At 59.6% G+C, this 24,659-nt stretch carries 21 protein-coding genes; 7 read left to right on the top strand and 14 right to left on the bottom strand.

Going from position 1 to position 24,659, the window contains the following annotated elements; genetic code table 11:
- Positions 1 to 287 precede the first annotated feature (287 nt).
- The 11 genes from H663_RS13990 to H663_RS09045 form a co-directional block, all read right to left on the bottom strand.
- Positions 288 to 953, bottom strand: a complete 666-nt coding sequence (locus H663_RS13990; protein ID WP_053169840.1) for a 2-dehydro-3-deoxy-6-phosphogalactonate aldolase — start codon at positions 951 to 953, stop codon at positions 288 to 290.
- Positions 954 to 1,005: 52 nt separating this feature from the next.
- Entirely contained in the window at positions 1,006 to 1,905 is a 900-nt protein-coding gene (locus H663_RS13675; protein ID WP_053169837.1) for a 2-dehydro-3-deoxygalactonokinase, read from the bottom strand.
- Entirely contained in the window at positions 1,902 to 2,873 is a 972-nt protein-coding gene (locus H663_RS12260) for a sugar kinase (protein WP_053169836.1), read from the bottom strand. The genes H663_RS13675 and H663_RS12260 overlap by 4 nt, the downstream gene beginning before the upstream one ends.
- 77 nt (positions 2,874 to 2,950) lie before the next feature.
- The gene (locus H663_RS12240) at positions 2,951 to 4,390 is read right to left on the bottom strand and encodes an N-acyl-D-amino-acid deacylase family protein (RefSeq protein WP_053169834.1); all 1,440 of its coding nucleotides are present in this window, start codon (positions 4,388 to 4,390) and stop codon (positions 2,951 to 2,953) included.
- Complete coding sequence (locus H663_RS11730) at positions 4,387 to 5,301, bottom strand: MurR/RpiR family transcriptional regulator (protein ID WP_053169832.1); 915 nt, start codon at positions 5,299 to 5,301, stop codon at positions 4,387 to 4,389. The genes H663_RS12240 and H663_RS11730 overlap by 4 nt, the downstream gene beginning before the upstream one ends.
- 12 nt (positions 5,302 to 5,313) lie before the next feature.
- The gene (locus tag H663_RS11390) at positions 5,314 to 6,579 is read right to left on the bottom strand and encodes a type III PLP-dependent enzyme domain-containing protein (protein ID WP_053169830.1); all 1,266 of its coding nucleotides are present in this window, start codon (positions 6,577 to 6,579) and stop codon (positions 5,314 to 5,316) included.
- A 3-nt stretch (positions 6,580 to 6,582) separates the two neighbouring features.
- Positions 6,583 to 7,536: an ABC transporter ATP-binding protein gene (locus H663_RS11035; protein WP_053169828.1), complete on the bottom strand. Its 954-nt coding sequence runs from the start codon at positions 7,534 to 7,536 to the stop codon at positions 6,583 to 6,585.
- Complete coding sequence (locus H663_RS10325) at positions 7,533 to 8,546, bottom strand: ABC transporter ATP-binding protein (RefSeq protein ID WP_053169827.1); 1,014 nt, start codon at positions 8,544 to 8,546, stop codon at positions 7,533 to 7,535. The genes H663_RS11035 and H663_RS10325 overlap by 4 nt, the downstream gene beginning before the upstream one ends.
- Positions 8,543 to 9,385 carry an ABC transporter permease gene (locus tag H663_RS10120; protein WP_053169826.1) on the bottom strand — a complete coding sequence of 281 codons (843 nt, stop codon included), beginning with the start codon at positions 9,383 to 9,385 and terminating at the stop codon, positions 8,543 to 8,545. The genes H663_RS10325 and H663_RS10120 overlap by 4 nt, the downstream gene beginning before the upstream one ends.
- Positions 9,378 to 10,337 carry an ABC transporter permease gene (locus H663_RS09745; RefSeq protein WP_053169824.1) on the bottom strand — a complete coding sequence of 320 codons (960 nt, stop codon included), beginning with the start codon at positions 10,335 to 10,337 and terminating at the stop codon, positions 9,378 to 9,380. The genes H663_RS10120 and H663_RS09745 overlap by 8 nt, the downstream gene beginning before the upstream one ends.
- Positions 10,338 to 10,362: 25 nt before the next feature.
- Complete coding sequence (locus H663_RS09045) at positions 10,363 to 11,898, bottom strand: ABC transporter substrate-binding protein (RefSeq protein WP_053169822.1); 1,536 nt, start codon at positions 11,896 to 11,898, stop codon at positions 10,363 to 10,365.
- A 139-nt stretch (positions 11,899 to 12,037) separates the two neighbouring features.
- On the opposite strand from H663_RS09045, the gene H663_RS08750 reads away from it, so the two are divergent.
- Positions 12,038 to 12,424 (top strand): RidA family protein, encoded by a 387-nt coding sequence (locus H663_RS08750; RefSeq protein WP_053169820.1) that lies wholly within the window; start codon positions 12,038 to 12,040, stop codon positions 12,422 to 12,424.
- A gap of 58 nt (positions 12,425 to 12,482) precedes the next feature.
- Here H663_RS08750 and denD read toward each other — a convergent pair whose 3' ends face one another.
- Positions 12,483 to 13,487 carry a D-erythronate dehydrogenase gene (denD, locus tag H663_RS08290; protein WP_053171449.1) on the bottom strand — a complete coding sequence of 335 codons (1,005 nt, stop codon included), beginning with the start codon at positions 13,485 to 13,487 and terminating at the stop codon, positions 12,483 to 12,485.
- A gap of 129 nt (positions 13,488 to 13,616) precedes the next feature.
- Positions 13,617 to 15,365 carry an IlvD/Edd family dehydratase gene (locus H663_RS07790; RefSeq protein ID WP_053169818.1) on the bottom strand — a complete coding sequence of 583 codons (1,749 nt, stop codon included), beginning with the start codon at positions 15,363 to 15,365 and terminating at the stop codon, positions 13,617 to 13,619.
- A gap of 195 nt (positions 15,366 to 15,560) precedes the next feature.
- Between H663_RS07790 and H663_RS07215 the strand changes: the two genes are divergently transcribed.
- The 6 genes from H663_RS07215 to ltrA all read left to right on the top strand — a co-directional run bounded on the left by H663_RS07215 (position 15,561) and on the right by ltrA (position 22,955).
- A complete protein-coding gene (locus tag H663_RS07215; RefSeq protein ID WP_053169816.1) occupies positions 15,561 to 16,382 on the top strand; it encodes a FadR/GntR family transcriptional regulator in 822 nt (273 codons plus the stop codon).
- A complete protein-coding gene (locus tag H663_RS07200) occupies positions 16,366 to 16,947 on the top strand; it encodes a TRAP transporter small permease (protein ID WP_053169814.1) in 582 nt (193 codons plus the stop codon). Before H663_RS07215 ends, H663_RS07200 begins: the two co-directional genes overlap by 17 nt.
- Positions 16,944 to 18,242 carry a TRAP transporter large permease subunit gene (locus H663_RS07155; RefSeq protein ID WP_053169811.1) on the top strand — a complete coding sequence of 433 codons (1,299 nt, stop codon included), beginning with the start codon at positions 16,944 to 16,946 and terminating at the stop codon, positions 18,240 to 18,242. The genes H663_RS07200 and H663_RS07155 overlap by 4 nt, the downstream gene beginning before the upstream one ends.
- 38 nt (positions 18,243 to 18,280) lie before the next feature.
- Positions 18,281 to 19,288: a TRAP transporter substrate-binding protein gene (locus tag H663_RS06590; RefSeq protein ID WP_053169809.1), complete on the top strand. Its 1,008-nt coding sequence runs from the start codon at positions 18,281 to 18,283 to the stop codon at positions 19,286 to 19,288.
- 87 nt (positions 19,289 to 19,375) lie between these two features.
- The gene (locus H663_RS06350) at positions 19,376 to 20,569 is read left to right on the top strand and encodes a mandelate racemase/muconate lactonizing enzyme family protein (protein WP_053171445.1); all 1,194 of its coding nucleotides are present in this window, start codon (positions 19,376 to 19,378) and stop codon (positions 20,567 to 20,569) included.
- Between the two features lie 1,057 nt (positions 20,570 to 21,626).
- Positions 21,627 to 22,955 carry a group II intron reverse transcriptase/maturase gene (ltrA, locus tag H663_RS05470; protein WP_205872654.1) on the top strand — a complete coding sequence of 443 codons (1,329 nt, stop codon included), beginning with the start codon at positions 21,627 to 21,629 and terminating at the stop codon, positions 22,953 to 22,955.
- A 291-nt stretch (positions 22,956 to 23,246) separates the two neighbouring features.
- Here the strand turns inward: ltrA and gndA are convergent, their stop codons facing one another.
- Positions 23,247 to 24,656 carry an NADP-dependent phosphogluconate dehydrogenase gene (gene gndA, locus H663_RS05465; protein WP_053169807.1) on the bottom strand — a complete coding sequence of 470 codons (1,410 nt, stop codon included), beginning with the start codon at positions 24,654 to 24,656 and terminating at the stop codon, positions 23,247 to 23,249.
- Positions 24,657 to 24,659: the final 3 nt, after the last annotated feature.

Raw genomic sequence — 24,659 nt, 5'->3', positions numbered from 1 at the left:
GGGGCCTGTGCAGAAGCCAAAAATGTCGGACTCTGCGAGTAACGACCTATAAGATGGCATCTCTTACACATTGATGTTGTAGGTCGGCGGTCGAAGACCCCGACAGGTGCCTGTGCAGAAGCCAAAAATGTCGGACTCTGCGAGTACCGACCTACAAGATGGCATCTCTCACACATTGATGTTGTAGGTCGGCGGTCGAAGACTCCGACAGGGGCCTGTGCCCAAACCCATCATGTCGGACTCTGCGAGTGCCGACCTGCGAGCTGACATTTCTTACATTTCAAACTTCAGCGTGTCGGATCAAGAGATGCGCCCCGATGCTTGAAGGCCCTGACAAACGCTTCAGCTTGAACTCGCACCTCATGGGCGCTGCGCCCCGGCGCAAACAAGGCCGACCCCAAACCGAAGCCGGACGCACCAGCCGCCAAATAAGCCGCCATATTGTGCGGCGTGATGCCGCCCACGGGCATCAAGGCGGCATCTTTGGGCAGCACGGCCCGCAGCGCTTTGACGGTGGCGGGTGAAATCATCTCGGCAGGGAAGAGCTTGAGGCCATTCGCACCCGCATCGAGTGCGGCAAAGGCTTCGGTGGGCGTGGCCACGCCGGGCAGCACCACCATGTTCAATGCCAGGGCTTGCGCCACCACGGCGGTGTTGAAGTTGGGGGCCACGACCAGGCGGCCGCCAGCGGCGTGCACGTCTTTGACCTGCTGCGCGTTCAGCACCGTGCCAGCGCCGATCAGGGTTTGCGGAAACTGCTGAGTCAGAGCGGCGATGCTCTGCAAAGGCTCAGGGGAATTGAGCGGCACTTCGATGATGGCAAAGCCGCTGCTGACCAGCGCCTCTCCGATGATGGGGGCTTCAGCGGGCGTGAGGCCTCGCAGGATGGCGATCAAGGGCAGTTGGGCCATGGCTTGCGCCAGGGCATGGGCGGGCTTTGTGGTCAGTGTCATGGTGGAATTCCTTGCAGGTGCGGCGTCCTCGCCGCGATGAGCCGCTGGCCTGTCAGCATGCTGATGCCAGCGCAAACAAGCCCGCCCAAGTGGCCTCGGCCCCTCGGCTTTGGCAGGGTATGCGCAGGTGCTGCAGGGCCAGGGTGTAGCGCAGGGTCAGGGCTTCGCTGCCCATTAAAATCACGGGCTCGGGGTGGGCTGAAGCCGTCTGGTGGCGCAGCTCTTCGCCAATGAGCAGGCCCGACAAGTAACTGGGCAATTGGGCCGCGCTCAGGCGTTCAAACAATCCCAGCGTGCGCACCGCAAACAGGTGGTGCAACACACTGCCGCTTTGTTGGCTTTGGTCCACGCCTTGCAAAAATATCGCTTCGTCAAAAGCGCCCTGCAAGTCCATCGTCTTGCCCAAAATTGAGTGCTGGCTCATCAGCGCAAACACCTCGCCGGTCATGAAGGTCTGGAACTGCGTGACGCGCCCGCCTTGCACCTGCACCCATTTGCTGTGTGTGCCCGGCAGCACCAGCGTGGCGCTGTCGCGGTCCGACATCTGCAGGGCTCCAAAAATTTGCACCTCTTCGCCGCGCATCACATCGGGTGTGTTCAGGGCATCTGCACCCAGGCAGCTCAGGCCCGGCACCAGGGCGATGCGTCCGGGCTGCAGCCACAGCAGGTGCTGGCCCAATTCAGCAAAGCCTGCGGGGCAGGGGCAGTAGGGTGTTTCTTGCCAGCCTTGGCGGCTGCCCGCCATGCCCGAGATCAGGCAGAGCGCTCCCGGAGCTTGCATCCAGTCGCCAAATAATTCTTGGAACACCGATTCAAACTGGCCGGGCGGCACGGTGAGGATGCCGCGTGGAAATTCGCGGGATTCGAGCACCTGGCCGCTTGCACCGAGTCGCGCGCCGCGCAGCGAAGAGGTCCCCCAGTCGATGGCGATCAAAGGTCTTGTGCTGCTCATGCTGTAGGGCCTTTCGAGGGGGCGTTCAACACTTTCAGCACGGCCTCGCGTGTGGGCAAGGGGCCGACCGCGCCGAAGCCCTGCACCGAGAGCGAGGCTGCGGCGTTGGCGTAATTGGTGGCGGCCCACAGGTCGTCGCCCGCCGACAAACGCGCCAACAGGTTGCCCGCAAAACAGTCGCCCGCGCCTGTGGCGTCGACTGCCGTGACTGCATGGCCTGGCAGGCGTTGCTGGTTTTTGCCGTCGCTGGCCAGCGCCCCATCGGCCCCCAGTTTGAGCACCACTTGCGCGGCACCCTGTGCGTGGCTCCAGGCGACGATGTCGGCCGCTTGGGTGAGGCCGGTGAGCGCGGTCATGTCTTCCAGACTGGGCAAAAACAGATCGCACAAACTGACGGCGTGGTTGATGCAGGCCTGCGCCCGGGCCAGGGGCCACAGCGACAAACGCAGGTTGGAGTCGAGCGCCACCCGTGTGCCGCTGCTGCGGGCAAGCGCCATGGCTGCAAAAGCCGTGTCGCAGGCCGTGGCGGAAATGGCTAAAGAGATGCCCGACAGGTGCAGCCAATGGCTGTGGGCGATGGCGTCTTGCCAGAGCGTGAGATCTTGTGGCTGCATGCGGCTGGCGGCCGAGCCCGCACGCGCATAACTGAAGTGGTGACCTTGCGCGTCGTGGCTCACAAAGTACATGCCGGTGGGCGCTTGGGTGTCGCGCAACACGGTGGTGGTGTCCACATTTTCGCGCTGCCACAGGTCCATCAGGCGATCACCCCAGCGGTCGGCACCCAGACGCGTCAGGTAGGCCACACGAGCCCCAGCGCGGGCTGCGGCAATGGCGGCGTTGCTGGTGTCGCCGCCAAAGCCTACTTGGTAGAGCGGGGCGTTGTCGGTCTGTTCATGAGGTCGCTGGTTGAACTCGACCATGGCTTCGCCAAGCGCCACGATGTCCAGGGTTTTGTTGGGGTGGTTCATGTCAAAAGCTTTTTGAAAAATGCCCTGGTGTTTCAGCTTGTGAAGAATAAAGCAGCTTCAAACGGCGAGCTCTGCGTTCAGATGGGCGGCTGATTCAAACGGCGCAAAAATTTTCCAGCTCTTGTTCCTTGAACTTGTTGATTGGCAAAAGACCACTGACCATTGACCATCACCCGCTCAATGCCTTCGCACATTTGTTGCGGGTTTTCATAAGTGGCTTTGTCCTTTACACGGCCTGGATCCAGCACCACCAGATCGGCAAATCCGCCTTCACGCAACACGCCCCGGTCGATCAACCCAAAACGCTGGGCTGACAAGCCGGTCATTTTGTGAATGGCCTCGGGCAAGCTGAACAGTTTTTCATCGCGACAATAATGCGCCAGCACGCGTGCGAAGGCCCCCCACAATCGGGGGTGGGGGCGTTCATCATGGGGTAATCCATCGGAGCCGATCATGCTCATGGGGTGAGCCAGAACCCGGCGCACATCATCTTCATGCATCTGAAAATAGCAGGCCCCACCTGGCATCAGTCGACGACAGGCCTGCTTTTGGTCAGTTCCCCATTCCTGCGCAATATCCGCCAGGTGACGGCCGACCATTTCAGGATGCGTGTCGCTGCGCGTGATCAGAATATCGATGACACCATCCACCAGATCTTCGCGCAGCAAAGTAGAGCCCGCGCTGTAAGGGTATACATCGGTGCCTACGCTTTGGCGATGGCTGAGCCTTTCAAGCATGGCCAGGGTTTCGATGGTGCGGCCCCAGTTGCGAGGCCCTGCACATTTGTGATGCGACATGATCCAAGTGGCCTGGCCTGCCAAGGCAGTGTCTGCCGCTTCTTGCATGGCTGCCAGTATGTCGTCCATTTCGTCACGGATGTGGGTCACGTAAACAGCACCATGGCGGCCAAGAACACGCGTCAGGGACTGCATTTCTTGCAGGTCGGCGGCATAAGCTTGCTGGTAAAAAAGGCCAGAAGATAAACCCAGTGCACCTTGGTTCAAGGCTTGATCCAGCAATGTTTGCATGGCTTTGGTTTCATCGGCAGTGGCCGCAAGATGGAGGTCGGCCATGACCGTAGCGCGTAAAGTGGTGTGACCAATCAAGGCCCCCACATTGACCGCTGGTGGGTTGTTTGCAAGTGCATGCGCGTAGTCGTTCAGTTGCGCGAAACGAAATTCGCTGGTGTGCAGCAAATCAAGGGGTGAACCCGGCGAATCACTGACCAAAGGTACCAGCGATAAACCGCAGTTACCCGTGATGACGGTGGTGACGCCTTGTGACACTTTGGCCAACATGCCTGGATCGCGCAGGACCATGGCATCGTCGTGGGTGTGCACATCGATGAAACCAGGTGTGACCGTCAAACCCTTCACATCCAAAATTTCATCGGTATCCAACGCCAAGTTTTCACCGATGGCCACAATGCGGTCACCCTGTACACAAAGGTCAGCCGGTCGAGCGGGGGCACCTGTACCATCCACCAATTGCGTATTGCGCAACAAAAGCGTTTTCATGCTTGCGTATCTTTCTCGACATTGGACCAAGCCCAGTCCACAGTCGGGTGTCTGTCCACATCCTGCCCGTGGGCCTGCAAGACCGATTTGAATTTCGCCAGATGAAGGGCAGCATCGGGCCCCAAGGCTTTGAGCACCAGCACCATCAGCAATTCAATGACCAACAAATGAGCAATGTATGCCTCAGTACCCACACGCATCACAGCATCTGGAGGAACGCTGACTTCAATGACCACGTCGGCCATCTGGGCCAATGCTGTGCCAGGTTGCGTGATGGCGATCACTTGGGCACCTTGGGATTTGGCAAAGCTGACTGCTTCTAGCATGAAAGGCATACGTCCGACGTGCGAGATCGCCACCGCTACGCCAGAAGGGCCTAAAGTGGCCGCAGAGATCAGTTGTAGGTGGGCATCGTGCACCGCATGCGCATGGCGTCCGAGTCTGAACAATCGACCTTGCAGGTCATTGGCCATGAATGCGGATGTAGCCCCCACCGAATAGCAGTCAATGCGGTCAGCCCTGGCCAGCAATTGGGCCGCTTTTTCAAGGACAGCCGGGTCCAGTTCTTGCTGCAAAGCACTGATGGACGCAGCGGCGCTGCTGAGGATTTTTTGAACGATGTCTGAGGTGCTGTCGCGCATCGTGACCGATCTGTGCACTGGTGCATGTCGGGCTAAATCCTGTGCAAGGGCCAGCTTGAATTCTCGAACGCCCTCAAACCCCAGTTGACGGGCGGTGCGCATGATGGTGGGCATGGATACCTGAGCTTGCGCAGCCAAGGCATCGACGCTCATGGACAGGGCGCGTTCTGGATCCTGGAGCACGACCGCAACCACTTGCCGTTGAGCACGAGGCAAACCGGATGCGGCCTGCTGCAAGCGCTGAAGCAAATGGGGGTAACGTTCACTCATGTCCAGCAGACATCAAAAATTCACCGATACCGCATCGACGACGAGATAAGCATCGTCAACCACGGGCATCCAGCGCCATTTGTCAAATGTCGTGCAAGGGTGTGAGACGCCGCAGCCGACCAGTTGGCCCACCATCGGGTGCTGATCTTGGGGGGTGTGCGCGTCAAATTGCAAATAGGCATGCTGGTCATTGAGGGCGCTGACGACCCAATGGGCAGGCACCTTGCGGGTTTGGATATCCCCCAGTTGTGCACGCCATTCAGGCACCGGCAAGTCCAGGTCGTACGAGACATCGCGCTTACCCATTGACAAAATGGCCAAGCCTGGCTCTGGGCAAGACTGGACAACACTGATCACCTCTAAGGCTGGGCGCAAGGTCTCCTGCAAATTCAGACGCTCGCCGACGCACTTCAAATGATGCCTGTATTGCACATGGTCATGCGTGAGGTAACAACCTGAACGAAGAATGCCCCGCGAAGGCCGATTCAAATGGGGTGTCAAATGTTGCGCGACCAAATCGAATATGGCCGATCCCCCTGCCGAGATGATCACTTCGTCTGTTTCAAAGCAAGCATCGGCTTCGCATGCCATGGCTATTTGTTGTACGCGAGCCATCAAGGCCGCCACGCTGTCTTTGTCGTGTTCGTGGTTGCAAGTGGCCAAAGCGCCTTCGTAACATTCGATGCCTGCCAGTTGCACTGCTGGGCTGCGGCGTATGCTCTGTGCCAGTGTGAGTGCTTCCTGATGGTCGCGGCAACCCGTTCGTTTGCCCGCGATGCCCAGCTCCAACAAGACAGTGAACACCGAACTGGACTGTCGCTCAACACGCCATTCTTCGATCAAACGCAATTGAGCCAGCGAGTCAATCAGAAAAAAGACTTGCAATCCTTCATGCGCACGCAACAAGGCTGACAAGCAGTCCAGATCGACCCCTTGCAGAACTTGGTTGGCGATGATGATGCGACGAACGCCGTGGCGCGCCCCCAGACCTGCCTGAAAGACATTGGCAAAACTGATGCCCCATGCACCCGCATCCAGCTGGCGGGCATACAGTTCGGGCGACATGGTGGTCTTGCCATGCGGCGCAATGTCCAGCCCACGGGTCTGGCAGAAATCTTTCATCCACTGCAGGTTGTGTTGCAGTGCAGAGTCTTTCAGCACCGCCAGCGGAAACGATAAATCTCCGTTGAGGACCTGCCAACCCTGTTGGCCAACGACCTGGATATCGATGGGGGCAAGGTGTCCAGGGTAACCCTTAAATGTCGGATTCAGCTGCATGGTTCAATTCAATTCATCATGTCGCCAGCAGGCCACGAGGCGGCCAGATGTGGTCGGAGTGAGTGGGGGGACGCTGTCGGCACAGGCGGCCACAGCATGTGGGCAACGGGAGCGAAACACACAGCCGGAGGGCGGGTTCAAGGGGCTGGGCGGATCGCCCTGCAAATGTACGCAAGGCGCTGCCTGAGACGGGTCTGGAATCGGTGCGGCTGCCAGCAAAGCCTGGGTGTACGGGTGTGCGGGCGAGTCAAACAGGGCGGCCGTGGGGGCTATCTCCATTACCCGGCCCAGGTACAAGACCACAACCCGGTCGCACAGGTACTGAACCACGTCGAGGTCGTGCGAGATGAACAGCAGAGTCAGCCCCAGTTGCTGGCGCAAGCGGATCAGCAAGTTGACAATTTGTGCCTGGATTGACATGTCCAGAGCCGACAGCGGCTCGTCTGCCACGATGAAGCGAGGTTCGGCGGCCAGTGCGCGGGCAATGCCCAGGCGCTGTTTCTGACCGCCCGAAAATTCATGCGGATAGCGGCTCGCGTGTTCGGGTTTGAGGCCAACCCGTTGCATCAAGTCGGCGATACGAGGGCCACGGGCAGGCCCCGTGTGCAGGCCGTGCGTGGACAGCACTTCAGCGAGCATGTCCCCGGCGCGCTGGCGTGGGTTGAGGCTGGGGTCTTGAAACACCATCTGCACTTGGCGGCGTAAGGGGCGCATTTGGCCCTGGCTCAGTCCCATGAGTTCACGGCCGTCCAGTTGCACCGAAGAGCCCGCGCTGGCCTGGATCAGCCGGATCAGGGCACGCCCCAAAGTGCTCTTTCCCGAACCGGATTCGCCCACGAGGCCCAGTACTTCACCCGGGGCGATGTCAAAACTGACACCGCGCACGACGCGCACGCGCTGCACGCCGCTGCCAAACTCGACCGTGAGGTCCTGAATGCGCACCAAGGGACGTGTCATGGCTGGCCTTCGAGGTGGCACAGGCGAGCGCTGCTGGGATTGCCGACCCAGGGCGGCGCTTGATGTTGGCAGGCGGGCAGGCTGACGCTGCAGCGCCCCACAAAGCTGCAGCCGGACCCCAGATGGTCCATGGCCGGTGCTTGTCCAGGAATGTCTTGCAACGCCACCGGTTGACCTGTCTGGCGGGCCAGTTGGCGCGCGCGGCCCGGCAGGCAGGCCAGCAGGCCTTGTGTGTAAGGGTGTGCAGGCTTGGCAAAGAGTTCATGCACCTGCGCATGTTCGACCACCTGGCCTGCGTACATGACCGCCACGCGCTCAGCATGGTGCGCCACCACGCCCAAATTGTGGGTGATGAACAGCATGCTCATGCCTGTTTCTTTTTGCAATCGGGACATCAGCGCTAGGATCTGCGCCTGGATAGTCACGTCCAGCGCGGTGGTGGGTTCGTCAGCGATCAGCACGCGCGGCTCGCAGACCATGGCGATGGCGATCATGATGCGCTGGCGCATGCCGCCCGAGAGTTGGTGGGGGTACTCCGCAAGACGCTGGCGTGCAGCTGGTATTTCGACCTGCTCGAGTGCGCGCAGGGCTTGAGCGCGCGCAGCTGCAGCGTTTACGCCCTTGTGCAAGCGCACCGATTCGGCGATCTGCTCGCCCACCGACAACACCGGGTTCAGACAGGTCATGGGCTCTTGAAAGATCATGGCGATTTGGTTGCCTCGCAGGTGGCGCATGTGCTTGTCGCTGACCTGTAAGAGATCGTGCACCTGGCCTTGGGCATCGGTCAGCAAGGCCTGCCCTGAACAGGTCCAGCGGGCATTGCGCGACAACAATCGCATCAGGCTCAGGGCCGTGAGTGACTTGCCGCTGCCGGACTCTCCCACCAAGGCCAAGGTTTGCCCGTCGAACAGTTCAAAGCTGACACCCCGCACCAGCGGCAGCGAGCCCTCGCTGTGCAGCAGTTGAGTGTGCAGATTGCGCACACTGAGTCGGGGCAGCAGGGCAGTCATGTGGAACCTTTGAGCCGTGGGTCGAGCAGGTCGCGCACGCCATCCCCCAGTATTTGCAGTGAAAGAGCTGTCAGCATGATGGCCATGCCGGGGAAAAACAGAGTCCAAACGGCGCGGTCGGCATGCTGCGTGCTGGCGGCCACCATGGTGCCCCAAGTGGGGATTTCAGCGCCCACGCCGACACCCAAAAACGACAAACCGGCCTCGGCAAGCAAGGCGTAGGCAAAGATGAAACTCAGCTGCACCAAGACCGGCGACATCAGGTTGGGCAGAATGTGCACGCCCAGGAGCCGAGGTGTGCTAACCCCCACGGCGCGGGCAGCCTCGACATAGGGAAGTTCGCGGATCACCAGCGTGGATGCACGCACCACGCGGGCCACTCGCGGCGTGTAAACGATGGTCAGGGCCAGCACCACGTTGCTCGGACTTGCTCCCAAAATCGACACCAGGGCGATGCCCAGCAGGATGTCGGGAAAGGCCATCATGGCGTCCACACCCCGCATCAGCGGCGCATCCAAGGCCTTGAAAAAACCGGCCAGCAAACCCAGCACAGTACCCAACATGACCGCTAGCAAGGCGGTCCCGGCACCAATGGCCAGCGAGTAGCGTGCGCCATAAAAAATGCGGCTGGTGATGTCCCGGCCTAGCTCGTCCGTGCCACTCCAGTGGCTCCAGTTCGGCGCGCGCAGGCGCTGGCTGATTTTCATGGTCATGGGGTCATGCGGCAGCACCCATTGGCTGATGGCGGCCATCAGCAGCATCAGCGCCAGCAGCACCAGCGCAATCAGCACCACCCGGCGGGCAAAAAGGGTTCGCAGGGCCACGCGCCATTCAGCCATGGCGCACCCGGGGGTCGACAAAGACGTAGAGCACGTCGATGGTGAAATTGATGACCACGTAGACGCCGGCAATCACCAGCAAGGCGCCTTGGATGACTGGATAGTCGCGGCGCAAAACGGCGCGCACCACCAAGTTGCCCAGGCCAGGGAGGTTGAAAACGGTCTCGGTCACCACCGCACCACCCACCATCAAGGCCAGCGTGAGGCCCAGCACCGTTAGGATAGGCACCAAAGCATTGCGCAGCGCGTGCTTGAGCACGACGGTGCTTTCTGTCAACCCTTTGGAGCGGGCGGTACGGATGTAGTCTTCGCTCAAAATGTCTAGCATTGAGGCTCGCGTGAAGCGGATGATCAAGGCCGAGTTGAGCGTGCCAAGCACCAGCGCGGGCAGCATCAAATGGTGCAGGCGAGTCAACCAATCGGCATTGGGGTCGCCGTAACCGGATACTGGAAACCAACCTGCGCCCACAGCCAGTAGCTGTATCACCATCAGACCCATCCAAAAGCTGGGCATGCTGGCCCCCAGCATGGCCAAGGTACTGACACACTGGTCTACCCAGCGGCCACGCCAGACCGCAGAAGCGATGCCGCAGGGAACGCCGATCAGCATGGCCAAAGCCACAGAAAAAATAGCCAGCCAGGCCGTCGGTTCTGCCCGGTCAAGCAGTACCTGCGAGACGGGCATTTGCAAAAAGATGGATTGCCCCAGATTGCCCTTGAGCACCTCTCCAAGCCAAAGCAAATATTGTGTGAACAGAGATTGGTCCAGCCCGAAGCGCTGGCGTGCCTCGGCAATGTCCTGCAGCGAAGCCTGATCACCCAGCAGGAGCGCCATCGGATCGCCAGAGGCCAAGCGTGTGAGCAGGAAAACCAGCACGGAGACCAAGGACAGCACCACCAGCATGCCACCGAGACGGCCAAGCAGGGTGCGTCCAAGGCTGGCCCAGGACATGCGGGACATCAATCAGCCTTGGTAGTCACTTGGACAAGCCCGTGTTCCAAAAGAACGGCCATGTGGCCGGTGTGTAGCCTTCCAGCTTGGACGAGCGCGCAGACAAGCTGCTGAATTTGCCGACGTTGATGTAAGGCACTTCGTTGTAGACGGTCTGTTGCACGGTGCCCCAGAGCTGCGCGCGTTTGGTCGGATCGGCTTGTCGGTTGAAGTCGCCCAGTGCCTTGGCCTTGGCGGGTGTGTCCCACCAGCCTGGTGCGCCGTCGCCCAGTTGTGGTGGGGAGAGCATGGGTTCGGGGAACTGACCCGAGTGCGTCATGTAAATGTCCCACACTTTGGAGTCACCCCGGCGCTGCACCAGTGTGGCCCAGTCGACCACCTGCATTTCTGGCTTGAATCCGGCGGCGCGTAGCTGCTCGGCCATCACCTGCACCATGGTGTGGTGGAACTCAAAATTGCGGCTGGTCAGCAGCCGGATGGTCTCTCCCTTGTAACCAGCTTTTTCTGCCATTTCTTTGGCGCGCTTGGCGTCTTGCTTGTTGTACTGGTCAGTGCCGGCTGTGGAGTAAAACGGCGTGCCTTGCGGGAAGTGGTTGCCTTCCACGGTGAAGAAACGCTTGTCACCGTAAGCGGCGGTCAACATCTCGCCTTGCCCAATGGCGATTTGAATCGCCTGGCGCATGCCTTGGTTGGCCATCACGCCTTCTTTGGTGTTGAGAACCAAATATGGAAAGCCGAAAGAAGGTGTGAGGATGGGCACCACGCCAGCGCCGCCTTTTTCCACCCGCGACAATGCCTCTGCAGGCAATTGGTCGGCAAATTGGAACTGATTGGCCAAGGCCCCCTCCACGCGTGTGTTGGCGTTGGGCACGGGCGTGAAGCGCAACTCGTCCAGTAGGGCTTCGCGTTTGCCACCGTAGCCGCTGGCCGCCTCGTTGCGTGGGCTGTAGGTGTCAAAGCGCGACAGGATCACGAACTGGTCGGGGCGGCGCTCCTTGAATTTGTAGGGGCCGGTTCCCACAAATGTGGTGAGCGGGGTGGCGATGCTTTCCTTGGCCATGATGGCGGCCATGCCCGAGGGCAGCGCCAGTTGCGACAGCAGTGAGGCGTTGGGTACTTTGAACTTCCATTCAAGTGTGTGGCTGCCTTTGGCTTCAAGACTTGCCGTGTCCTTGGCGATCGATTTTCCGCGCGGTGCCATGTCCATCCAGCGCTTGAGTGAGGCCACCACATCCTGTGCATCCAAGTCACGGCCGCTGTGCAATTTCACGCCCTTGCGGATGTTGATGTTGTAGGTCAGACCATCGGCCGACATTTTGGGCATGCCATCGGCAAGCATGGGTATGGCATTCCATTTCGCGTCAAATGTGTAAAGGGTTTCATACACATGCTGCATGATGGTTCCCACCAGATCCGCTGTGGAGGCCATCGGGTCCAGACTTTGGGGCTCACCAATCATGGCCAAATTGGCAGCACCACCCTTGGGCGGCGCTGCTAAAGAAACCATTGGCAATGCCGCCAAGAGCAAAGTCAGCAGGTGTCGACGTGGCAAACGCAGCATGTGGGTCTCCTGAAAATGAAAGGAATCATGTAAATTTTTTACACGATTCATCTTAAAACAAGCCAGAATCGTGCGAATACAGGGTTTTCCTGTACATAATTGATCAATTGAGACTTATCAACCCTGTAGGAGACAACACATGAATGTTGAAATGCTTGGCACATCACCCATTGCCTCAGACCGTTTGGCCCGTCCGCTTTCACCCGCCACACGCGCTGGCGATTTTGTTTTTGTTTCGGGTCAAGTGCCGACCAATGACCAAGGCGAAGTGGTGTTCGGTGGGATTGAGGCTCAAACACGCCAAGTCTTTGTCCGCATACAACAAGCGCTGTCTCTGGCAGGTTGTACCTTGGATGATGTGTGCAAAGTGAACGTCTGGCTGAACGATGCGCGGGACTTCGGGAGCTTCAATCGCATCTACATGGAGTGCTTTGGTGAGCACCGTCCAGCGAGATCCACAGTGGAGTCCAGGCTGATGATTGATGCCAAGGTTGAAATCGATGTCACGGCCTACAAACCTCGCTGAAGCCACCAGTTGACAAGGGGTGGCATTCAACGTTTGGTTGCGGCCGTGGATTGTTCAATCACTTCAAGCCACTCAACGCCTCGGCCGGGTAGCCCGGCCGTGTTTTGCAGTCCTCGATGTACTGCTCAATGATGGCCTCGTAGCTGGCATCAGCCCGCAAACCCAAGGCATGCGCACGCTCAAAGGTGCAAGCTTTGGCCCAGTTGTCCACGATGGCGGCGATGCGCTCGTCTTTTTCAAAAGTCACGCGGGCACGCACAGCGGGACCAGCGACTTTTTCCAGCGCGGCCAGCATGTCGCTGACCTTCACATTCAAGCCCGGCAGGTTCAGGGCCATGCGGCCGCCAAAGGCTTCGCGGCTGGCCTCGAACACGGTGATCAGGCCATGCATGGTGTTACCCGGCGAAGAGATGGGGTGTGAAACATGCGCGTCCACCGGGCAGGTGGTGGCGGTGCCCGCCAAAGGCTCGCGGATGATGCCGCTGAAGAAGGAGGACGCCGCGCCATTGGGCTTGCCGGGGCGCACGGCCACCGTCATCAGGCGGGCGGCGCGGCCGTCGATGTAGCCTTTGCGGGTGTAGTCGGCCACCATGTACTCGATCATCAGCTTGTGTGTGCCATACGAGGTTTGTGGCGTGGGCAAGGTGGTGTCGGCCACCAGCGCAGGCATGGGGTTGGCCGCATCAGGCCCGAACACGGCCACCGAGCTGGCAAAGACCAAGCGTGAGGCTTTGCCGGACGAGCGGATGCTGTCGAGCAACAAGCGCGAGCTGTCCACGTTGGAGCGCAGACCCAAATCAAAGTCCAACTCGCACTCGCCCGACACGGCCGAGGCCAAATGGAACACGCCGTCAAAACCGCTCTTGAACAAGTCGCCTTGTTCCAGCATGGGGCCCGCATGGCCCTTGACCCGAGGGTCGGCCAGCATATCGGCGGGGGCGGGGAACAGGTCGGCAATGACCAATTCCGTCACGGTCTGGCCATTGAGCTGTCCGCGCTTCAAAATTTCGCGGGCCAGTCGGGCGCCCAAAAATCCGGCACCGCCGGTGATCAAAATACGCATGTTCATGTCCTTGGTTTATTCAGAGCGAGATGCATTTTTTGTAGGAGCCCACCCCGTGGGCGATGCAGGTCTTCGTGGTCCACGCGGAATCGCCCACAGGGTGGGCTCCACCAAAAGAAGGGCGGTCTATCAATGGTTGTCTTTGGGCACAGCCGCGCCGCGCTGGCCGACCAAAAAGTCCATGTCTGCGCCTTCGTCGGCTTGCAGCACATGGTCGATGTAAAGCTTCCAGTAGCCCGAATTCATGGCGGGCGCGGGCTTTTCCCACAGCGACAAGCGGCGTGCCAGTTCTTCGTCGCTGATGAGCAGTTGCAGTTTGCGCTCGGGCACGTTCAGCTCAATCATGTCGCCGTTTTGCACCACGGCCAGCGGGCCGCCCGCGGCGGCTTCAGGCGTGGTGTGCAACACCACGGTGCCGTAGGCCGTGCCGCTCATGCGGGCGTCGCTGATGCGCACCATGTCGGTGATGCCTTTGCGCAGCACCTTGGGTGGCAGCGGCATGTTGCCCACCTCGGCCATGCCGGGGTAGCCCTTGGGGCCACAGTTCTTCAAAACCAAAATGCAGTTCTCGTCCACATCCAGACCTTCGTCATCGATGCGTTTGTGGAAATCGTGGCTGTCTTCAAACACCACGGCGCGGCCGGTGTGCACCATCAGCGAAGGTGTGGCAGCGCTGGGCTTGATGACCGCACCGCGTGGGGCCAAGTTGCCGCGCAGGATGGCGATGCCCGCCTTTTCTTTGAACGGGGCTTCAAATGTTTTGATGACGCGCGGGTCGTAGTTCACGGCGCTGGCGATGTTTTCGCTCACCGTTTTACCGCTCACCGTCACCAGACTCAAGTGCAGCAGGTGCTCGATTTCTTTCATCACCACCGGCAAGCCCCCTGCATAGCAAAAGTCTTCCATCAGGTGATCGCCCGAGGGTTGCAAATTGAGCAGGCAAGGCAACTCGCTGCCCAGGCGCTCGAAGTCGTCCACGGTGAGCTTCAAACCCAAACGCCCAGCTATCGCGATCAGGTGGATCACCGCGTTGGTCGAGCCGCCAATGGCCGCCAGCGTGCGGATGGCGTTTTCAAAAGCTTCGCGGGTCAGTACCTTGCTGATGGTCTGGTCGGTGTGCACCATCTCGACGATGCGCCGCCCGGCTTCGCGGGCCAGCACATTGCGGCGGCCATCCACAGCGGGGTAAGTGGCGTTGCCGGGCAGGCCAATGCCCAGGGCCTCTACCATGCTGGCCATGGTGCTGGCGGTGCCCATGGTCATGCAGTGGCCGTGGCTGCGGTGCATGCAGCTTTCTGCTTCAAAAAAGTCGGTCAGCTTGAGCGTGCCCGCACGCACCTGCTCGCTCATGCTCCACACCCCGGTGCCCGAGCCCAGCTCTTGGCCGCGCCATTTGCCGTTCAGCATGGGACCGCCCGAGACGCCAATGGTGGGCAGGCCCACGCTGGACGCGCCCATGAGCAAGCTGGGCGTGGTTTTGTCGCAACCCATGAGCAACACCACGCCGTCAATCGGGTTGCCGCGAATGCTCTCTTCAACGTCCATGCTGGCCAGGTTGCGGTACAGCATGGCGGTGGGGCGCAGCAGGGTTTCGCCCAGCGACATCACGGGGAATTCAAGCGGAAAGCCACCCGCTTCATAAACCCCGATCTTGACCTGCTCGGCCAGCGTGCGAAAGTGCGAGTTGCAGGGCGTAAGTTCGCTGAAGGTGTTGCAGATGCCAATGACCGGGCGACCATCAAACTGGTCATGCGGCACGCCCTTGCCTTTGACCCAGCTGCGGTAGGCAAAGCCATCGCGGTCTTGGCGGCCAAACCATTGCTGGCTGCGCAGGTCTTCGGGTTTTTTGCGGGGTGGGCTGCCGTTTTTGTCGCTCATGGGTGTGCTTCCAGTGAAAGGTCAAATAGCCAAGAATTTCAAAATACTATCGTATGACGATTAAAAAACAAGCGGATCTTGTAAAGCCAGCGACATGCAGAAAATCGATTGACACCAAGATGACTGTCCTAGGGTTTTCCAGAGTCGCAAGGGCCTTGACAATCATCATATGATAAACATGCAATCGCCATCACCATGAGTAAAAACTTTCACAGACACACCCTCGACTTGCTGGGCCACGCCATCTTGTCGGGCCGCTACGCGGTGGGGGCCAGCTTGCCACCTGAGCCGCTTCTGTGCGAAGAATTCGGTGTGAGTCGCACGGTGGTGCGCGAGGTCATCAAGTCCTTGGTGGCCAAAGGTTTGCTGTTCACGGGCCCCAAGGTGGGCACGCGTGTGCTGCCCGATGCCGACTGGAACTGGTTTGACCCCGATGTGGTGGCCTGGCAAGCTCAGTGCGGCCTGACGCCCGAATTTTTGAAAGACTTGCAAGAGCTGCGTCGCGTGGTGGAGCCTGCCGCCGTGCGTTTGGCGGCCGAACGGGCCACAACACAAGACATTGCTCAGATCGAAGCCGCTTATGCGGGCATGAAAAAAGCGGTGGAAGAGGGCGGCGATTACGTCACGCACGACATGCGTTTTCACCAAGGGCTGTTGCAAGCTTCTCACAACCGAATGCTGGTGCAAATGAGCAAGGCCCTCAATGCTTTGCTGCGCACCAGTTTTGAAATTTCCGCCCGCATCAAGGACGGCCCCAAAAACTCACTGCCCCTGCACCGTGCCGTGCTCAATGCTGTGATCGCCCGCGAACCGGCCAAAGCCGAACGCGCCATCATGGTCCTGATCGAAGGGGCCAAGGACGACATTGAGCTGGTGCTGTCATCTCGCAAAAAACTGCCGATGGTCTCGGGCATGGCCACACCGATCAAAACCCAAACCAAACCCAAAACGATTTCCAAAGCCATCTCCAAAATGAACATTCCAAAATCAGGGGCTGCACTTGCAAAAAATCATTGATCTCTTTTTCAAACTGCTGGAGTTTCTGGTGGTGGCTTGTCTGGTGGCCATGGTCATCATGGTGTTTGGCAATGTGGTGCTGCGCTACGGCTTCAACTCAGGCATTTCCATCTCGGACGAGATGTCGCGCTACTGCTTCATTTGGCTGACCTACCTTGGGGCCATGGTGGCCATGCGCGAAAAGGGCCACTTGGGTGTGGACACCTTGGTGCGCCGCTTGTCGCTCGGGGGCAAAAAGCTGTGCTTTTTCTTGAGCGAAGTGATGATGCTCGGCTGCAATGTGCTGTTCTTTTGGGGCACTTGGAAAATGCACGATCTGCAAGTCACCAACATTTCGGTGGTGGTGGGCATTTCCATGATCTGGATTTACGGCATCGGCTACGTGACCGCCAGCGTCATGGCAGCGATGAACCTCAACCAATTGCGCTTGCTGCTGACCGGTCGCCTGAAAGAGGAAGACTTGGTGATGGTGGTCGAGTCAGAAGACACCGTGGTGTTGGATGAGCTGAAGCCCAAAGCTGCATCCCACGTGTCCATGAATTCAGAAGTGCGAGGCCGCGCATGACCATCGCCGTTTTTGTATTCAGCTTGCTGGGGGCCATGGCCTTGGGCATGCCCATTGCCTATGCCTTGCTGGTCTGTGGCCTGAGCCTGATGGCCTACATGGCCAGCAACGGCATGATCAATGCCTTTGACAGCCAGATCCTGGCGCAGCGCTTTGTCGATGGCGCAGACAACTTCCCTTTGCTGGCGGTGCCGTTTTTCTTGTTGGCGGGTGAGTTCATGAACGCGGGCGGTTTGAGCCGTCGCATCGTGAACCTGGCCATGGCCTGGGTCGGTCATTTCAGGGGTGGTCTGGGTTATGTGGCTGTGATGGCGGCGGTGATCATGGCCTCGCTGTCGGGCTCTGCGGTGGCCGACACGGCGGCGCTGGCGGCCTTGCTGATTCCGATGATGAAGCGGGCCGGTTACAACGTGGGTCGCTCGGCGGGATTGATCGCCTCGGGCGGCATCATCGCGCCGGTGATTCCGCCTTCCATTGGTTTCATCATCTTTGGCGTGGCGGCCAACGTGTCCATCACCAAGCTGTTTTTGGCGGGCATCGTGCCAGGTTTGTTGATGGGCGTGGCGATTGGCTTGACGTGGTGGTGGGTGGCCAAGCGCGAAAACGTGCAGCCGGGACCGCGCATGAATCTGTCTGACAAACTGAAAGCCACGCGAGAAGGCATTTTGGCGCTGGGCTTGCCGGTGTTCATCATCGGCGGCATGAAGTTCGGCGTGTTCACCCCGACCGAGGCAGCGGTGGTGGCCGCCGTTTACAGCTTTGTGGTGGGTGCCTTTGTGTACCGCGAGTTGCCGTGGTCCAAGCTCTATGGCCTGATTTTGACGGCTGGCAAGACCACGGCGGTGATCATGTTCTTGGTGGCTGCCGCCATGGTCAGCGCCTGGCTCATCACCGTGGCCAACATCCCGGCCGAAGTGGCCCGCATGATGGAGCCGCTCATGGGCAACAAGACCTTGCTGATGGTCGTTCTGATGCTCTTGGTTGTGGTGGTGGGCACGGCGCTCGACTTCACGCCTACCGTCTTAATCTTGACGCCGGTGCTGATGCCCTTGGTCATCAAGGCGGGCATTGACCCGGTCTACTTTGGTGTGCTGTTCATCATGAACAATGCGATTGGTTTGATCACCCCCCCTGTGGGCACGGTGCTCAACGTGGTGTGTGGCGTGGCCAAGATCAACATGGACACGGCATTCAAAGGCGTTCTGCCTTTCTTGTGGGCGCAGCTCGGTGTGCTGGCCTTGTTGGTTGCTTTCCCGTCCATCGTCATCGAGCCGATGAAGTGGATGTTGAGATGATTTTTTTACCCAGTGTGTTTTTTATAAAGGAGACAGTCATGTTGAAACGCAGAAATCTGGTAGCCCTGATCGCGGGCACATTCCTGGTGGCTTCGAGCGCCATGGCGCAGTTTGCCGACCGCAACATCAAGTTCACCAACGGCGTGAACGAAGACCACCCGGTGGGCGTGGGCGTCAAGAAAATGCAAGAAGTGCTGGCCGCCAAAACCGGCGGCAAGATGAAAATCACCGCCTTCTGGGGCGGTGCAGCCGGTGGCGACTTGCCAGCCACCCAAGCTTTGCGTGCAGGCACCCAAGAAATGGTCTGCACCTCCAGCTCGCCGCTGGTGGGCATCATCAAAGAACTGGGTGTTTTTGACCTGCCTTTCCTGTTTGCCAACGAAAAAGAAGCCGATGCCGTGCTGGATGGCGCTGCTGGCAAGTACTTCAATGCCAAGCTCGAAGCCGCTGGCCTAGTGAACTTGGCCTATTGGGAAAACGGTTTCCGCAACCTCACCAACAGCAAGCGTCCGGTCACCAAGCTGGAAGACTTTGACGGTGTGAAAGTTCGCGTGATGCAGAACAACATCTTCCTGGACACCTTTAAGACTTTGGGCACCAACGCCGTGCCCATGGCCTTCGGTGAGGTGTTCACTGCCCTGGAAACCAAGACCATCGACGGTCAGGAAAACCCCTTTGTGACCATTGAAACCTCCAAGTTCAATGAAGTGCAAAAGTTCCTGAGCGTGACACGTCACGCCTACACGCCTTTCCTGGTGCTCTACAGCAAGAAGCTGTGGGACCAGCTCAACCCGCAAGAACAAGCCGTGCTGCGTGAAGCGGCCATGGAAGGCCAGAAAGTGCAACGCGCCGCCAACCGCGCTTTGAACGAGAAATCGCTGGCCAGCCTGAAGACCAAGGGCATGCAGGTCAACGAGGTGAGCGCTGCCGAGCAAAACCGTATCCGTGCGAAAGTCGCTTCTGTGTATGACAAGCACAAGGACTCGATCGGAGCGGATGCCATCAAGGTGGTGCAAGACGAGTTGAAGAAGTCTCGCGGCGGTTGATCCCTCGCGCTCAGCCTTTATGCTGAACCCACAAGCTCCACAGCCAACCGCTGTGGGGCTTTTTTAACGACCGAAATGGGCGCTGCCATGAAAATCACGCAACTTGAAACCATCCGCTTGGGTGAATTTCCCAACATCATCTGGGTGCGCCTGCACACCGACGAAGGCCTGGTGGGCCTGGGCGAAACCTTCATGGGGGCGCAAGCGGTCGAGGCTTATTTGCACGAGTGGGTCGCGCCCAAACTGGTGGGGCAAGACCCGCTGGCCATCGAGTCGCGCCAGCGCGACATCACCGGCTACTTGGGCTGGCGTGGGTCCGGTGTGGAAACGCGTGGCAACTCGGCAGTCGACATCGCGCTGTGGGACATTTTTGGCAAAGCTGCAGGCATGCCGGTCTACACCGCTTTGGGCGGCAAGAGCCGCGACGAGATCCGCGTTTACAACACCTGTGCCGGATACCAGTACATCCGCAGCAACGTGAACCAGACCAGCAGCAACTGGGGTTTGGGCAACAACGCTGGGCCTTACGAAGACCTGCAGGGTTTTTTGCACCGCGCCGATGAGGTGGCCGAGTCGCTGCTGAGTGAAGGCATTACCGGCATGAAGATTTGGCCCTTTGATGTGGCCGCAGAAAAATCGCACGGCCAGTACATCAGCCCGCAAGACCTGAACACCGCGCTCGAGCCGTTTCGCAAAATCAGGAATGCGGTGGGCGACAAGATGGACATCATGGTGGAGTTCCACAGCCTGTGGCGCTTGCCCATGGCACAAAAGATTTCACGTGCCCTGCAAGAGTTCGACACCTTCTGGCACGAAGACGCGATCCGCATGGACAGCCTCGATTTGCTCAAGCAGTACGCGGTGGACTGCAAGGCGCTGATTTGCGCGAGCGAAACGCTCAGCTACAAGTGGGGCTTCAAAGACTATTTGCAAACCGGCGTGGCAGGCGTGGCCATGCTGGACTTGAGTTGGTGCGGGGGCCTGACCGAGGCCCGCAAAATCGCCGCCATGGCCGACGCCTGGCAGCTGCCCGTGGCCCCGCACGACTGCACCGGGCCGGTGGTGTGGGCCGCCTCCACCCACTTGTCGCTGCACGCGCCCAACGCCTTGATTCAAGAGAGCGTGCGGGCTTTTTACAGCGGTTGGTACAAAGAGTTGGTGACCGAATTGCCGCAGGTGAAGAACGGCATGATCAGCCTGAACGACAAGCCGGGCTTGGGGCTGGAGTTGCTGCCTGATTTGCACCAACGTGCCGATGCGGTGGTGCGGATGAGTCGCTAGCCGAATGTGGGAGCCCCGCCCTTGTTGAGCGGCCCTGTGAACCATTGAATGATCAGAGGTGTTGTAGGTCGGTACTCGAAGAGTCCGACGCTGGCATGCTCACCAACATGACTCATTCAGGCCTTGCTGGTGTGCGCACATCCGTCGGGGTCTTCGACCACCGACCTACAACAGGCCATCCCTTGTAGGTCGGCACTCGAAGAGTCCGACGCTGGCATGCTCAACCACATGCCTCATTCAGGCCTTGCCCTTGTGCGCACATCCGTCGGGGTCTTCGACCACCGACCTACAAGAGGCATTTCCCCGTAGGTCGGCACTCGAAGAGTCCGACGCTGGCGTGCTTAACCGCATGCCTCATTCAGGCCTTGCCCTTGTGCGCACATCCGTCTGGGTCTTCGACCACCGACCTGCAACAGGCCATCCCTCGTACGTCGGCACTCGAAGAGTCCGACGCTGGCAGCTCAACCACATGCCTCATTCAGGCCTTGCCGGTGTGCGCACATCCGTCGGGGTCTTCGACCACCGACCTAGTGCGCCCGTGAAGGCGCGTACACAGCATGGTGAGAGTCCATGTCGGGGTAAGCCAAGGCCCCGTAGCCGAAGGTAACTGCGTCGCTGCGAGGCGGGGTGGAGAGCAACCGGAGGCGAACTGGCGGTGCGCAGTAAAGCGAACTCGATTCGGCAGGGTGTGGCGGCGAGCTGGCTAGGTCTCTTGGCGAAGCCTGAAACACATCGCATGCGTTGTTTTGGTGGATAAAACGACATGCGGGCCACCCATGTGGTTGGAGGCGCAACGTCAGGAAGTGTGCGTGAGATAAGCGGGGAGAGCTGTGGCCTGAGGTGACGGGCTGCAGCAGTCAGAGCCATCGTAGTAGCGATGGGCTGCCAGAGCAGACAGGGCCAAACCACACTGGAAACGGTGTGTGCAAGCGAGAGTTTGCGATAACCGGGGTACGCCCCTTGAGCCTAAACCGAGCAGACGGCAGCCTGAGAAGTGCGGAGTAGGAAAGCCGCATGAGCCAAGGGTGGCAGGAAAGTGGATACGAGAAAGACAGAGATGAACGAGAGCGAAAGTGAAACGGCGGCAGTGCCCCTTGGGGTTAAACAAGCCGAGTCAGGCCCGGCCCAATGGGCGTGGGTGGACCGTGAAGTCTGGACGGATCGTATGTTGGCGGCGCTGGGCAACGGCGTCAAAGGAAACAAGTGGTTCAGTTTGATCGACAAGGTCTGGCGCCTAAGCACCTTGCAAGCGGCTTGGCAACAAGTCAAAGCGAACAAAGGGGCATGGGGCATAGACCGGCAAAGCATTGAAGGATTTGCGGCGCATGAACAGCGGTACCTGAGCGAGCTGTCCAGACAACTGGAGCAAGGAGAGTACAGGCCCCAGGCGGTGCGGCGGGTAGAAATACCCAAAGCTGGCGGTAAAACGCGGCCCCTGGGCATCCCGACGGTCAAGGACAGGATAGTCCAGACGGCGGTCAAGCGGGTGATTGAGCCGATCTTTGAGAACGAGTTTGAGGGCACGAGCTACGGGTTTCGACCCGGCAGGGGCTGCAAAGACGCGCTGCGGCAAGTCGATGCACTTTTGAAGGAAGGCTACACCCATGTGGTGGATGCAGACCTGCAGGGGTACTTTGACAGCATCCCGCATGAGGCACTGATGGACAGGATCGGAGCGCACATCAGCGATGGAAGGCTGCTGGCTTTGTTTAAAGGCTGGCTACAGCAAGACATCGTGCAAGAGATGCGCAGATGGACGCCGACGGCGGGCACCCCGCAAGGGGCGGTCATCAGCCCGTTGCTGGCCAATTTGTACCTGCATCCGCTGGACGTGAAGATGAAGGCGCAGGGCTACCGAATGGTGCGCTACGCGGACGACTTCGTGATTCTGTGCACGACGGCGCAACAAGCGCACGAGGCACTGGAGCAGGTCAAGCAGTGGGTAGGGCAAAACGGGCTGAGCTTGCACCCGGACAAGACCCATGTAGGGGACTGCACGCAAAGGGGACAGGGCTTTGAGTTCCTGGGCTACCGATTTGAGGCGGGCAGACGCTGGGTGCGGGACAAGAGTCTCAAGAGCTTGAAAGACAAGGTGCGAGAAAAGACCAAGCGCACGAGAGGCGAGAGTCTGCGCGTTGTCATTGAAGATCTTGGCCCTATGCTCAAGGGGTGGTTTGGCTACTTCAAGCATGCGTGCAAAAGCACGTTCCGAAAAATAGACGGATTCATACGCAGGAGACTGCGTGCAATGCTGCGCAAGCAGGAAAAGCGTCCGGGGATGGGAAGGTGCCATGCCGATCACAAACGCTGGCCAAATGTGTACTTCGCTGAGTTGGGGCTGTTCACCATGACGCAGGCCCGATTGCAAGCGAGCCAATCCCGATGAGGAAACCACTGACTGGAGAGCCGTGTGCGGGAAAACCGCACGCACGGTTCGGAGGGAGGGGAGGCCTTGGCCTTCTCTACCCCTATCAAGAGGCAATCCCTCGTAGGTCGGCACTCGAAGAGTCCGACGCTGGCAGCTCAACCACATGCCTCATTCAGGCCTTGCCCTTGTGCGCACATCCGTCGGGGTCTTCGACCACCGACCTACAAGAGGCATTTCCCCGTAGGTCGGCACTCGAAGAGTCCGACGCAGGTATCCATAGCAGATGCCCCGCCTCCGGGGCGATGGGGATCAGCCGTTCCAACGCGTATGAAATTTACCCGGCCGATCCACACGCTGGTAGGTGTGCGCCCCAAAATAATCGCGCTGCGCCTGCAGCAAATTGGCGGGCAAACGGGCCGAGCGGTAGGCGTCGTAGTAGCTCAGTGAACTCATGAACGAGGGCACGGCCACGCCGTGGAGGGCGCCCATGGCCACCACTTCGCGCAGGTCCTGGTGGCAGCGGCCCATGACACCGGCAAAGTGGCTGTCCATCAACAGGTTGTCGAGGTCTGGTGAGCGTTCGTAGCTGGCACGAATGTCCTCCAGCAGATGGGCTCGGATGATGCAGCCCGCACGCCAGACCGAGGCCACGGTGCCCATGGGCAGTTGCCATTGGTGTTCGCGGTCAGCGGCCTTCAGCAGGCTGAAGCCTTGGGCGTAGGCGCAAATTTTGGAGGCCAGCAACGCGTGTTTGATCTGGCCCAGCACCGCATCGCGTGGGCCTGCGGCGCGGGCTGCGGGCCCTGGCAATACCTTGGAAGCTTTGGCACGTTCGGCATGCAAGCCGCTCACCGTGCGTGCAAACACCGCATTGGCAATGGTGGGCGCTGTGACCCCCAAATCGAGGGCAATTTGGCTGGCCCATTTGCCCGTGCCTTTTTGTTCGGCTGTGTCCAAAATCAGGTCCACCAAGGCGCTGCCCGTTTCGGGGTCGGTGTGCGCCAGGATGTCTGCAGTGATGCCGATCAGGTAGCTGGCCAGCTCGCCCTGGTTCCATTCGTGGAACACCACGCTCATCTCGGCTGGGCTCATGCCCAGCAAGTGGTGCATCAACCAATAGGCTTCGCAGATGGTTTGCATGTCGGCGTATTCAATGCCGTTGTGCACCATCTTCACGAAGTGGCCCGAGCCGCCTGGGCCTATCCATTCGCAGCAGGCTTCACCGCCATCGGTTTTGGCGGCAATGGCTTGCAGCATGGGTTTCAGGCGCGGCCAAGCTTCAGTTGCGCCACCGGGCATCAAAGCCGGGCCGTGCAAAGCGCCTTCTTCGCCGCCGCTCACGCCCGCACCCACATAGTGAATGCCCGTGCCTTCCAGCGCCTGCATGCGGCGTTGGGTGTCGGTGTAGAGCGTGTTGCCGCCGTCCATCACCACATCGCCAGCGCTCAGCAATGGGCTGAGCTGCTCCAGCACGGCATCGACCGCAGCCCCAGCGGGCACCATCAGCCAAACACAACGCGGCGTTTGCAAGCTGGCCACGAGGTCCACCAAAGAAGCTGCCGCCTGCGCCTTGAGCCCCTGTGTGCGCTGGCCAAAGCTATTGCGCTTGGCCGAGTCCAGATCAAAACCACAAACGCCAAAACCGTTTCGTGCCAAATTCAGCGCCAGGTTTTCGCCCATGACGCCCAGGCCCACCAGGCCAATGTCCATCTTCTGCATAGG

Origin of the sequence: Limnohabitans planktonicus II-D5 (assembly GCF_001270065.2) — a bacterium.
GTDB classification, from domain to species: Bacteria; Pseudomonadota; Gammaproteobacteria; order Burkholderiales; family Burkholderiaceae_C; genus Limnohabitans_A; species Limnohabitans_A planktonicus.
Note: the sequence above shows the minus strand (reverse complement) of the source record. Positions and strands in the feature narration are given on the sequence as shown.

Coding starts and splice junctions, on each gene's coding strand:
- H663_RS13990 (WP_053169840.1), bottom strand. CDS start 953: ATGACACTGACCACAAAGCCCGCCCATGCCCTGGCGCAAGCCATGGCC.
- H663_RS13675 (WP_053169837.1), bottom strand. CDS start 1,905: ATGAGCAGCACAAGACCTTTGATCGCCATCGACTGGGGGACCTCTTCG.
- H663_RS12260 (WP_053169836.1), bottom strand. CDS start 2,873: ATGAACCACCCCAACAAAACCCTGGACATCGTGGCGCTTGGCGAAGCC.
- H663_RS12240 (WP_053169834.1), bottom strand. CDS start 4,390: ATGAAAACGCTTTTGTTGCGCAATACGCAATTGGTGGATGGTACAGGT.
- H663_RS11730 (WP_053169832.1), bottom strand. CDS start 5,301: ATGAGTGAACGTTACCCCCATTTGCTTCAGCGCTTGCAGCAGGCCGCA.
- H663_RS11390 (WP_053169830.1), bottom strand. CDS start 6,579: ATGCAGCTGAATCCGACATTTAAGGGTTACCCTGGACACCTTGCCCCC.
- H663_RS11035 (WP_053169828.1), bottom strand. CDS start 7,536: ATGACACGTCCCTTGGTGCGCATTCAGGACCTCACGGTCGAGTTTGGC.
- H663_RS10325 (WP_053169827.1), bottom strand. CDS start 8,546: ATGACTGCCCTGCTGCCCCGACTCAGTGTGCGCAATCTGCACACTCAA.
- H663_RS10120 (WP_053169826.1), bottom strand. CDS start 9,385: ATGGCTGAATGGCGCGTGGCCCTGCGAACCCTTTTTGCCCGCCGGGTG.
- H663_RS09745 (WP_053169824.1), bottom strand. CDS start 10,337: ATGTCCTGGGCCAGCCTTGGACGCACCCTGCTTGGCCGTCTCGGTGGC.
- H663_RS09045 (WP_053169822.1), bottom strand. CDS start 11,898: ATGCTGCGTTTGCCACGTCGACACCTGCTGACTTTGCTCTTGGCGGCA.
- H663_RS08750 (WP_053169820.1), top strand. CDS start 12,038: ATGAATGTTGAAATGCTTGGCACATCACCCATTGCCTCAGACCGTTTG.
- denD (WP_053171449.1), bottom strand. CDS start 13,487: ATGCGTATTTTGATCACCGGCGGTGCCGGATTTTTGGGCGCCCGACTG.
- H663_RS07790 (WP_053169818.1), bottom strand. CDS start 15,365: ATGAGCGACAAAAACGGCAGCCCACCCCGCAAAAAACCCGAAGACCTG.
- H663_RS07215 (WP_053169816.1), top strand. CDS start 15,561: ATGAGTAAAAACTTTCACAGACACACCCTCGACTTGCTGGGCCACGCC.
- H663_RS07155 (WP_053169811.1), top strand. CDS start 16,944: ATGACCATCGCCGTTTTTGTATTCAGCTTGCTGGGGGCCATGGCCTTG.
- H663_RS06590 (WP_053169809.1), top strand. CDS start 18,281: ATGTTGAAACGCAGAAATCTGGTAGCCCTGATCGCGGGCACATTCCTG.
- H663_RS06350 (WP_053171445.1), top strand. CDS start 19,376: ATGAAAATCACGCAACTTGAAACCATCCGCTTGGGTGAATTTCCCAAC.
- ltrA (WP_205872654.1), top strand. CDS start 21,627: ATGAACGAGAGCGAAAGTGAAACGGCGGCAGTGCCCCTTGGGGTTAAA.
- gndA (WP_053169807.1), bottom strand. CDS start 24,656: ATGCAGAAGATGGACATTGGCCTGGTGGGCCTGGGCGTCATGGGCGAA.